Source organism: Paenibacillus sp. JNU01, from assembly GCF_059130585.1.
Window position 1 is genome coordinate 2,716,295 of record NZ_CP169723.1, and the last position, 10,291, is coordinate 2,726,585.

Genomic DNA, 10,291 nt, shown 5'->3' on the forward strand with positions numbered 1-10,291 from the left:
TGGCCTCCGAATGTGTTGCATATCTATTCTTCGTTAGAAGTTCTCCTATAATTGTACTATTCGTAATCAACATCAAGCGTCAGCGCAGTGTAAACGCTACGTAAAATTTATGTAAATGATACCTCATGGCCGCAACTTTTTCCATCCCTTTACAAAGGTCAATAGACAGAGTAAAGTGAAGTACAGTGTGATTTGGTCCGGTTGCTAGTTCTCATTCCAAATATATCTGATTAAAGGAGTATATAATGAAATCCAACAAACCTAGAACGTTACAAAAAAATATAGAGTTTTTCACGGCGGCACTATCGCAATGTATGGTAAGCGCATGGCAGGAAGACCCGGCTGGCGTCTATTGTGAGGTCGGTTGTGGCATTGTAGAGCGGATCAGTGAAGACAGTGTACGCATCCGAAACAATGACGGAACGAAGAGTCATTATGCACGAGATATCACGATGTTCCAGACTGAAAAATAATTTTGCATAAATACGTAAAAAAGACTAGCTTTCCGAAACAAGGTGTTGTATACTCTTGCCACAAGGAAAGGAGGTGCGTCAACATTTCTAATCACATGTTGAACGTGTCCCTTACCCGATCCACTAGCTCAAATTAAATGAGTCTGGTGGAGGCGCGGGATACGGATCAATGTTTCAAAAAGCGCCACGGGTAGAAAAGCCGTCTCCGGACGGCTTTTTGTTTTGTCTTTTTCTGTAGAGAGGTTGAGAAAACACCCAAAATATTGGAAATAGACCCTTTAGTAGCGTAAACCAGGATGGCTATAATGAAGATGCAACTCAACCCAAATCCGAGGAGGCATCTTGTAATGTTCAAAAATGTAAGGGGTTTCAAGACATCCATCATGTTGGCTTTTGTTTTGTTATTCACCTCCATCCTGTTACCCGCAGGTCAGCATGCCAGCGCAGCACCAAGTTTCGCCAAAGGAGCAGACATCAGTTGGGTTCCCGGCATGGAAGCCCAAGGCTACAAATGGAAAGATAAAAACGGGGTACAGCGCGACATCATTGATATTTTGAAAAACGACTATCAAATCAACTCCGTTCGCATTCGAGTATTCGTTAATCCGTCGAATGATTATGGGAACGGTTACATGAATAAGGATCGTGCAGCTGCACTCGCACAACGTGCCAAGAATGCTGGCATGAGCGTAATGCTCACTCTGCACTACAGTGACTCTTGGGCAGACCCTGGTCAACAAACCAAACCTGCCGCATGGAAAAATTACACATTCCAACAGCTCATGGATGCGGTATGGAACCACACTCGTGATGTCATGACGGCGATGCAAAGCAAAGGCGTTACCCCGGACTGGGTACAGATCGGGAATGAAACAAGCAACGGCATGTTATGGGAAGATGGCAAAGCATCCACCAACATGAAAAACTATGCGTGGCTGGTAAACACAGGCCATAACGCAGTGAAATCCCTGAGCAGTGGCACCAAAACCATTGTGCATCTGGCAGGTGGAGATGATAACGCCCTCTATGTATGGAATATTGGTGGTCTGATTAATAACGGAGCCAACTTTGACATGATCGCCATGTCCCTCTATCCTTCCGCTTCCGGCTGGAACACCGCTGTGACCAATACGGTAAACAATGCCAAAGATCTGATCAACCGTTATGGCAAAGAGATCATCATCTCTGAAATTGGCATGGACAATAACCAGGCTGCGGCTGGTAAAAGTTTTGTTGCCGCGATGAAAAACCAAATTCGCAATCTGCCGAATGGCAAAGGTAAAGGTGTCTTCTACTGGGAGCCTCAGGCTACACCAGGATACAACGGCGGCTATGGCAAAGGCGCATGGCAGTCCAACATGATGCCAACGGCGGTCATGGAAGGATTCATTGACTAGTTACGGTGGGTAGAAGTTTGGATGGGAGCAGTGGTGGCGTTCCGGTGGCGGATCGTTCTTATGATCGCTGTTATCCATTTTTATGAATTCCCCTGATTGGGGGAAAATCCGGGGATAAAGGCGCAGTGTATGCTTACGATGTAGCTTTCTTGCAGAAAGCTTTTAGCTCCGCTTCTTCAGAATCGATTCCGCCCCCTCCACTACGTTGCTGCTTCTATGAGACACTTCTGAAACCGTGTGTAGTCAAATGGATCAAGTAGTAAGGTAAAGCAAGGGCTGAAGGTGCTATTCCTGTGGGAGTGGCGCCTTTTTGTGATGAAGTGCGTTAAGGGGGCAGCGTGGTGGCGTTCCGGGGTCGGATCGTTCTTATGATCGCTGTTGTATCCTAATTTCTTGAACAACTTTTCATAAGTTGAAATTAGGATACAAAGGCGCAGTATATGCTTACGATGTAGCTTTCTTGCAGAAAGCTTTTAGCTTCGCTTCTTCAGAATCGATTCCGCCCCCTCCACTACGTTGCTGCTCCTTGAGAAACTTCTAAAACCGTGTGTCGTCAAGTTATTAAGTAGTAAGGTAAAACAAGGGCTGAAGGCGCTATTCCCGGTGGGAGTGGCGCCTTTTTGTGATGAATTGCGTTAAGGGGGCAGCGTGTGGCGTTCCGGGGGCGGATCGGGCACTTCTCAAGCATGTTGCGGTCAATCGAGGGGTGCACACTCAGGCTGGAGACTGATGTTCTTTTGGCCTACATATGAATATAATAAGTTTATTGAGATAACACATAGGATCAACTTCTTATTGGAGCGGGGGAAGATGGATGAGTTTTTTAAAAGGAATAGGTCAATTGGCTGGGGAAGTTACCGGGAAAGTATTGGGCGGCAGTGTGCGGGTTGTGGGTGAACTTGCAAGCAGTCCTTTTATCAAAGAAATTGGGAACGGCGTAGAGAAAGCTACGATCAATACAGGAAAAACCGTTGGGCAACTGGCTAGCGGGACATATGATCTGGCCAGTGGTGCCATTCGAAAGGACGATACCGCCATAGATGCAGGGCTTGCCGATATTGGAGGTGCCGTAACCAATACTGCAAAAGGTGTAGCGATATCAGCCAAGTATGTATATAACAGTGGTAAAGATGTTGTTGTGGGCATGAAAGAGGAAGATAAGGACAGAGTCAAGCTTGGTGCCAAGAATCTTTTAGCTGCTGCTGCGGTAACAACACTCGCTGTCGGTGTCATTGATGCAGTTGATGGGCCTGAAGGTATAGATACGTAGGAATCCGGAGTCTGTGGTTTCCACGGATATCAGCTAAACCTTTCTTACTGGCCCCGAGATATAAGCGGCATACCAGCCGCTGTCTTAAATACGACCATGGCCCACCGTTTAGAAACAAAAAAGCATATTGTTTGGCTACATACTAAAAAGCTGATTCCAAATATCAATATCTTAGAATCAGCTTTTTACGACATTCCGTATTATTCTCGAAAATTCATACATGTCGAATCCGCTGGACCTGGATTCCATTTATCAAATAATCTCATAATTCATACTAGTTACTTATTTATAAAATTTCGTTTATAGAAAAGTTTTATCTAATCCCCTCAACTAATCCACCGTAGCTTCAGAAGTGGCCTTGTGCCGAAAAGCCTGGTAATTCAGCAACCCCACAACGATGGCTAATATAGTCAATCCGGACGCAAACAGGTAGAGGTTCACAATGCCTATATATTCGGCGAGCACAGCCATACCGAGCAAGGAAATGCAAAATATCAAATGCATAAGAGATGCCTGGGCAGACAATACCTTGGGCAGCAAATGTTTGGTCACTCCACTCTGAATCAAGGCACGGCGATTAATCATGGAAAGCTCTGCGAACGGCCCCATCAGCATAACGAATATGAGAGCAATGAAAGGCTCTGTGTTCAGTGCATAAAATGCAGTCAGTACGCCATAACCGGCCATACCGATCATCATCACGGCGAAATAACGGTTGCCAATCCTTCGTGCCAGAGCAATCACCAGCAAGCCTCCAGCTATGGTTCCAGCAAAATAAGCAGCATTGATGAATCCCCACCATTGCTCCCCTTGTCCCAGTGCGACTTGAACAAAAGCCAAGGTAAAGGCACCTACCCAGATTGAACCGCCAAGCATATCGATCATATCCATAAACGTAAGCACTCGTAGACGAGGAACATTCCATATTATTTTCCAGCCTTCGGTTAAGGTATGCCACCTGCTTGTTTTAAGTATAGGCAAGACATCAGAAGATATGTGCAACTCCTTTGCTCCAGTTTGCTTCTCCGTTGGTTCATAGACCCCAAGCGTAAATGCCGCAGCCAAACCATAAATAACTGCTGTTAACAGTAGCGTCGGGCTAGCCCCAATCAAGGCGACCACAACACCGCTTAGACCCCAACCTGCAAACTGTACAACCTGATCACTGACACTCATAAGTCCGTTCGCCTTAAGAAGACCTTGCTCGTGTGTCACGAGACGTGGAATAAGGGCATTCCGAGCCGGCGTTGTCCAGCCGTCGAGAAAGGACATGACAAATACAAGTGAAAATACGAACACCAGGGATGCTGCCTCTCCGGTGAGCTTCAAATAAATAGCCAGCCAAGCGAACAGCAGAAATTGCCCTGTTTGTGACAGCAGAAGAAGCCTCGACAACTTGAAACGTTGAATCAGCAAAGGGGCAATCAGACTGCTGAGCATCTGTGCCCCGCTGCGCATCAGCGGCAAAAGTGCCGCTGATATAAGCGAATCGGTCCGGTTAAGCACCATTACCGTAAGTGCCATAATATATAGTACATCGGCTGCATTCGCAGCCGTTTGCGTGGTCCAGAGGAAATAGAAAGGACGCGTTAAATAGGATGATTTCATGAACAATCGCCCACCGTTTCATAGCAAGTAAGGAAACAAAATTACAGTCTATCGAAAACCATTTCTATAAGCCATGTTACAGCTGGTCGTGGAATAGATTTAAGGAATATTCTTTTTGGGAGACTACATGTTCCATAATTTGTCGCATGACTCCCGGATCTCGTAACTTTAGCAAGTTCGGATTCAACAAATCCTCAGGAGCTACCCACATCGAATCCATGATCTCCGTTGTATCTAATCGAAGAGAACTACCAACAATTGTACCCTTGAAGTGGAATAAAACAACTTGACGATTGGTACTGCTAATAAAATTGTAAACCCCTGTAGTAGCTGTAAGTCTAACATCAAAACCTGTTTCTTCCTTGACTTCTCTTCGTGCTGCTTCCAAAATATCTTCACCATGTTCGACTCTACCTGAAGGGAAATTCCATGTATGTCTAACCGATTCCTTGTTTTCCTTAATTATAAGTATCTTATCGTTATGTATTATAGAAACACTCACAACCATTACAATCCCGTTTTGTGTCATTAGTTCGGACCCCCATAGCTGAAAATAGTCACTGCATCAATTAGAACATACGTTCCTGTTTTTGTAAATAAATAATTCATATCTCATTACACTGAGCTGCACTAAACCAAAGCACAAAAGCAGCCGACCTCATTGATCGACCGCCTTCTTGTGTGTTCGAATTCCTTTCCATCCTTTGGAGTGAACGCCATTAGAACTTCATATGTTACAAGGATAGCTACGCCTTCAGCTTACCTTAGCAAGTCGCGTGGCACGCATCGATGCGGTTGCATATACGATAAGCGCAATCCAGATGAGCGCGAAACCAACGAGCAGAACTGGCGAGACCGTTTCCTTAAACACAAACACGCTTAGGATCAGCATGATTGTCGGCCCAATATACTGTACAAATCCGAGTGTGGACAACGACATCCGAGCTGCCGCCCGTGCAAAGAACAACAGCGGCAGCGCCGTCACCACGCCGGCTAGAAGTAATTCGATGAACATGGGTGCAGGCAGCGTCCATGCCGTTGCTTTTCCCACTATGGCCAAGTAGATCCAGTAGCCGAGTGCGATGGGCAGAACTACAGCGGTCTCCGAAAATAAGCCTACAGAAGGATCTTGCTTGATTTTTTTCTTCGCTAGACCGTACAAGCCAAATGACGCAGCCAACGAGATCGCGACCCATGGGAAACGCCCGTAGTCGATGGCAATGATAAGCACCGCGACACCAGCGATGGCAATCGCGAGCCATTGCCCACGGTTTGGCTTTTCATGAAGAAAGACAACCGCCAGCAGCACATTCAGTAACGGGTTCAAATAATAGCCCAGACTTGTCTCAACAACATGACCGTTGTTAACTGCCCAGATGAAGATCAGCCAGTTAATAGCAATTAGCAGCCCACTCGCGGTAAGGGACAGCAGGGTCGAACGACTGGTCAAGATGCGCTTCATGTCACCCCAACGACGTTGGACGGCAACGAAAATCCCCATAAAGACAAATGACCAGACGACCCTGTGCGATAAAATCTCACCTGCCGGTACATTTTCAAACAACTTCCAATACAGCGGGAGAACCCCCCACATGATATACGCAATGATTGCGTTGATTAATCCATTATTCATAACGATGTCCCCTCTTATTGCTCTAATGTCTCAACGGATTATACGCCTCCATCCTCGTTTTAGTAAAGGGGTAATAGGTCCTGCAAGCTGCCACACTCTCGTTCAACAGACTATTCTTTGAGCAAAAGTTTCACTTTAATACAACGAGATTATACTTTGCCCTTTTTCTTTCTTACAATCATAAAGAGGATAAAAATCGCTGCTAATACGACTATACCTAAGATATACATATCAATATCTTGCTCAAACATAAACCACATTTTGTGTTCTAAGTTTACTTGTTGTTTGGGTGAATATCCTTCCCCGAATAGTTCAGTTGCTTGATTAATATTGTTCATTTCGATGGTCGAACTGCACGGACTACTGCTTAACTCGCCATTCGCCTCACTAAAGTAGATTAAGTATTTGTTGCCTTCCTTGAAATCAAACCCCCAAGTATAGTTTGTTCCGATAATTAGTTGAGAGCTAACTTCAGTATTCCAACTCCTCTCAGCTTCCACTAAAATATATCTAATTTTCTCTTTTGTGCCCGTAACCCCCTTTTGCTTTAAGTCCACCTTTATTTGCTTTACTTCTCCCTAAACAGCACCTGTATTTCTTTCTAACTCTTCTTGGGGACTTCCCGATTCGGCACATGACAAAGCGTTAACATCTTGTACATTAGAACCAAAAAACACGGTAGAGATTAAAAACATCAACGTGATTATACGTAGCTTCAGTTTTTCCACCTTCTTCTCAAGACGTTTTTTGTGCATCTTTATTGACCTGTTTAACAGGAGAAATGTTGCATCTTCTTTTGCCGTTAGGTGGATCAACAAAGAAGCAACCAATCGGACAGAGTTGGTCGCTCCACTTTTCTTTATTAAGTTACCATTCAAGAATAATCTAAAAGAAATGAAACTAGGATATTTTTCTTACAGCAAACCATAACTCAACAAAATTCAGTCCATCCTTACCACCAGTAATTTCAAATTCCATTCCGTCGACCTGTTCATATCCTGTCGTAGGAAGCCATTCAGAAAAGAATCTTCGATATAAAGCTTCAATGGTTTCATCGAATTTATCCCATGGAAAGGGATCAGACGAAAAGATCGCCCACGTATGTGCTGGTATTGTTATACTTGTGTAACCATCGGCTTTACTTGTCTCACCTTTAAATGCACACAACATGTATGGGAAAGTATTCTCCCCAGTTTTTTTGTAGCTACATACAGCATGCACTTTATGATAATTCGAATTCAAAGAGTTCGGTAGATTACCGGCAGTTGCAGCAAGTCTTTCAACCTCACCGTTTTCGTGGCTTTGTTTCCATAGTTCTGCCGGTGTTTCTGCACCGTTTAATTCAAACACTTTCTCGATTCCAAATATTTCGAAAGATTCTTTTGTTTCGATACGATAGTTCATCGGCTCTTCCCCTTTAATTGAAATAAGGAAGGAAAGCCGAGGATAGGCTTTGAGGGCAATGCCTTCTTCACGAGCCATCGCTGGATTAACTCCATGCAACGATTGAAAAGCTCTTGCGAATGATACCGGTGATTCATACCCATACTTCAAGGCAATGTCGACAACTCTCCTGTCACTATTCTGCAATTCAATTGCAGCCAGAGTCAGCCGTCTTCTTCGTATATATTCCGCAAGTGAGACATTGGTAATGAACGAGAACATTCTCTGAAACTGATGTGAAGAACAATACGCACACTGAGCAATTTCCTTCAATTCGATCTCACCAACTAAGTTCATTTCAATATAATCCAATGCCCGATTCATCCTCATAAGCCAATCCATGTCATCCCTCCTCTCAATAAAAGTATAGTTTCCTCGGGTTTTCGTATCGCAACTATTTGTGCGCAATTAAGTTTCCTATCCGTCGAAGGATATATGTTGTAAATATTCTTTCGTCCGTTAGCTTGGACTTTTAGGTACCATGCGGCTAATGTTCCTGTTAATTGAATCACTTTACTTTTCAGTTCCCAATTGGATGTCTTCAAAATGGTACGTATTTATTTGGATCAACTTCTTTATATACGCGTACATATTTGACATCAAAGGTTGGAAAAGGAGCCAATTCTTTAATTGTTAGGAGCTTCATTTCTTCAATCTGCGTCTCGCTCAACCCCCAATAGATTTGCCCCAAGGTTAAATGAGGATGATATTTATCCATTTCAAAGTAACGGTCTATAAGTTCTTGTGATGGATAAATCACTTTTACCAACTTTCGATGTAACTCAATGACCTTGCTCGTTTCAACACTAAGAAATGTGACAGCATTTCCGAATGATCCTGGTTCTGATAAGGATAATTGAAAACTTGGCATTAAAGAGCATGTCTGTCTCACGCTTTCTAACCAATGAAGATCAACGGTAAGACCCCCCTGCGCTTTTACAGTGATATGAGGCTCGACTACATCATTAAGACGATTACTTGACCAACGATTACGAAATGCCACAATTTTTTCTTTATAATCATCTGGAGGGGTAATTCCAATGAAGTATTTCATATTCATTTCATTAACGTTTCTTGGTAACGTCACCTTGGATCTATGTTGGTTATTTTCACTCTCCTCCAACATGAAACACACCAATGACGGTTTCACCATCCTTGTCATACAGTGGGATATCATAACCATCTGGTGATCTGTTGTTTTGCATTTCGATAGCTTCTTCAGGTGTATTAGGTAGCTCGCCTTCCATGTCTTTTTTCAGCAGGTATCCTTCTGTACCATCCACACCAAAAGCCAAGATCAAATCAGGTTCAGTTTCAGGAGATGTCGCATATACGGCAGAACCATATGTCTGTCCGTTCTGATTTTTTGGATAAAAAGAAGTGATGTGCATTTGATTCAACGTATTTTTAACATTTGCATACTGGGGTAACCCTAACCCTGAACCACTTGATACACTCATCATAAAAACCGCAATCATCAATAGTATAATTCCTTTAGAATACATCTTCACAACTGTTCACTCCCTTATACTTTTAGGCTCGCAGAAATTCTGATTAAGAAAAAGTAGTCCTCCATATAATCGTATTCCAATTCCATATTTAGAATAATATAACATAGATTCAAAGGCGTAGTTGGACATTGAACGAGAATAATCTAAACCTGCCTAACCTTTATTGCAGAACATCCCTCTTCGATAACCTAAAAAAACAGACACCGATCTGTGAAGATCAGCGTCCGTTTATATGTTCCATATTATCAATTAAAACTGTTATTTCAATTCCCCAACAACGGTAAAGCGCTCGTTTTGGTGTTGTGGATTCTCGATCTCATCCACCAAAGCAATCGCATAGTCAGCATAGCTGATGTAGCTGTTTCCTTCACTGTTCACGAGAATAACGTCGTTACCTGCTTGATATTTGCCTGTGCGTACACCTTCTGGATTAAAGAATCCAGCCGGGCTCAGGAATGTCCATTGGATACCTGAGGATGCTTGCAGATCCAGCAAGTTTTTGCCTTGGTTCGTTGCAGTTGCTTTGTAAGCATCAGGGAATCCAGGGGATTCAAAAACACGCAATGTTTTGGACTCGTCTGTGAACAGGCTTCCGGCTCCACCCACGACGATCAAACGAGTGTTTGGGGCATCCTTCAGGATGTTGATCAACGCTTGTCCTACTTCCACATGCAGGTTCTCTTTCCCCGCTGGAGCACCAAATGCATTTACAACCACATCAAACGCTTTAAGATCTTCAGCTGTAAGATCGAATACATCTTTCTCCAGCGTATTCAGGCTTTTATCTTCCAGTTTGGATGCATTACGAACGATTGCCGTCACTTTATGCCCTCTGTCTGCTGCTTCTTTCAAAATCACACTTCCTGCTTTGCCTGTTGCACCAATGATTGCAATGTTCATCGTAATCTCTCCTTTAAATTATCAATATTGTTTATGTTTGAACTTCATATTGTAAC

11 protein-coding genes are annotated in these 10,291 nt (G+C 43.5%); 3 read left to right on the plus strand and 8 right to left on the minus strand.

Annotation, left to right across the window (positions count from 1 at the left end; all coding sequences use genetic code 11):
* Positions 1 to 245: 245 nt before the first annotated feature.
* The 3 genes from NLBNIHML_RS11770 to NLBNIHML_RS11780 all read left to right on the plus strand — a co-directional run bounded on the left by NLBNIHML_RS11770 (position 246) and on the right by NLBNIHML_RS11780 (position 3,140).
* Complete coding sequence (locus NLBNIHML_RS11770; protein ID WP_017692425.1) at positions 246 to 473, plus strand: hypothetical protein; 228 nt, start codon at positions 246 to 248, stop codon at positions 471 to 473.
* Positions 474 to 820: 347 nt separating this feature from the next.
* Positions 821 to 1,870 carry a glycoside hydrolase family 53 protein gene (locus NLBNIHML_RS11775; RefSeq protein ID WP_445252919.1) on the plus strand — a complete coding sequence of 350 codons (1,050 nt, stop codon included), beginning with the start codon at positions 821 to 823 and terminating at the stop codon, positions 1,868 to 1,870.
* Positions 1,871 to 2,684: 814 nt separating this feature from the next.
* Entirely contained in the window at positions 2,685 to 3,140 is a 456-nt protein-coding gene (locus tag NLBNIHML_RS11780; RefSeq protein ID WP_494354431.1) for a hypothetical protein, read from the plus strand.
* 330 nt (positions 3,141 to 3,470) lie between these two features.
* Here NLBNIHML_RS11780 and NLBNIHML_RS11785 read toward each other — a convergent pair whose 3' ends face one another.
* From NLBNIHML_RS11785 to NLBNIHML_RS11820, 8 genes are all read right to left on the minus strand, one after another.
* Positions 3,471 to 4,748, minus strand: coding sequence for an MFS transporter (locus NLBNIHML_RS11785; RefSeq protein ID WP_339237492.1), 1,278 nt, complete (start codon positions 4,746 to 4,748; stop codon positions 3,471 to 3,473).
* A gap of 76 nt (positions 4,749 to 4,824) precedes the next feature.
* Positions 4,825 to 5,277 carry an NUDIX hydrolase gene (locus tag NLBNIHML_RS11790; RefSeq protein WP_339237494.1) on the minus strand — a complete coding sequence of 151 codons (453 nt, stop codon included), beginning with the start codon at positions 5,275 to 5,277 and terminating at the stop codon, positions 4,825 to 4,827.
* Positions 5,278 to 5,502: 225 nt separating this feature from the next.
* Positions 5,503 to 6,381, minus strand: coding sequence for an EamA family transporter RarD (gene rarD / locus NLBNIHML_RS11795; RefSeq protein WP_339237497.1), 879 nt, complete (start codon positions 6,379 to 6,381; stop codon positions 5,503 to 5,505).
* Positions 6,382 to 6,530: 149 nt separating this feature from the next.
* On the minus strand, positions 6,531 to 6,938 hold the full coding sequence (locus NLBNIHML_RS11800; protein ID WP_494354432.1) for a hypothetical protein: 408 nt from the start codon (positions 6,936 to 6,938) through the stop codon (positions 6,531 to 6,533).
* A 343-nt stretch (positions 6,939 to 7,281) separates the two neighbouring features.
* Complete coding sequence (locus NLBNIHML_RS11805; protein WP_472476475.1) at positions 7,282 to 8,166, minus strand: AraC family transcriptional regulator; 885 nt, start codon at positions 8,164 to 8,166, stop codon at positions 7,282 to 7,284.
* A 199-nt stretch (positions 8,167 to 8,365) separates the two neighbouring features.
* Positions 8,366 to 8,950, minus strand: coding sequence for a 2'-5' RNA ligase family protein (locus tag NLBNIHML_RS11810; protein ID WP_494354433.1), 585 nt, complete (start codon positions 8,948 to 8,950; stop codon positions 8,366 to 8,368).
* Positions 8,934 to 9,335, minus strand: a complete 402-nt coding sequence (locus NLBNIHML_RS11815) for a peptidase M56 BlaR1 (protein ID WP_339237510.1) — start codon at positions 9,333 to 9,335, stop codon at positions 8,934 to 8,936. Before NLBNIHML_RS11815 ends, NLBNIHML_RS11810 begins: the two co-directional genes overlap by 17 nt.
* Positions 9,336 to 9,593: 258 nt before the next feature.
* A complete protein-coding gene (locus tag NLBNIHML_RS11820; protein WP_494354434.1) occupies positions 9,594 to 10,235 on the minus strand; it encodes an NAD(P)-dependent oxidoreductase in 642 nt (213 codons plus the stop codon).
* Between the last annotated feature and the right edge of the window lie 56 nt (positions 10,236 to 10,291).

Bases quoted from the DNA above. Each gene is read 5' to 3' on its own strand.
- NLBNIHML_RS11820 (WP_494354434.1), bottom strand. From the start codon at position 10,235: ATGAACATTGCAATCATTGGTGCAACAGGCAAAGCAGGAAGTGTGATT.
- NLBNIHML_RS11780 (WP_494354431.1), top strand. From the start codon at position 2,685: ATGAGTTTTTTAAAAGGAATAGGTCAATTGGCTGGGGAAGTTACCGGG.
- NLBNIHML_RS11775 (WP_445252919.1), top strand. From the start codon at position 821: ATGTTCAAAAATGTAAGGGGTTTCAAGACATCCATCATGTTGGCTTTT.
- NLBNIHML_RS11770 (WP_017692425.1), top strand. From the start codon at position 246: ATGAAATCCAACAAACCTAGAACGTTACAAAAAAATATAGAGTTTTTC.
- NLBNIHML_RS11790 (WP_339237494.1), bottom strand. From the start codon at position 5,277: ATGACACAAAACGGGATTGTAATGGTTGTGAGTGTTTCTATAATACAT.
- NLBNIHML_RS11805 (WP_472476475.1), bottom strand. From the start codon at position 8,166: ATGGATTGGCTTATGAGGATGAATCGGGCATTGGATTATATTGAAATG.
- NLBNIHML_RS11810 (WP_494354433.1), bottom strand. From the start codon at position 8,950: ATGTTGGAGGAGAGTGAAAATAACCAACATAGATCCAAGGTGACGTTA.
- rarD (WP_339237497.1), bottom strand. From the start codon at position 6,381: ATGAATAATGGATTAATCAACGCAATCATTGCGTATATCATGTGGGGG.
- NLBNIHML_RS11785 (WP_339237492.1), bottom strand. From the start codon at position 4,748: ATGAAATCATCCTATTTAACGCGTCCTTTCTATTTCCTCTGGACCACG.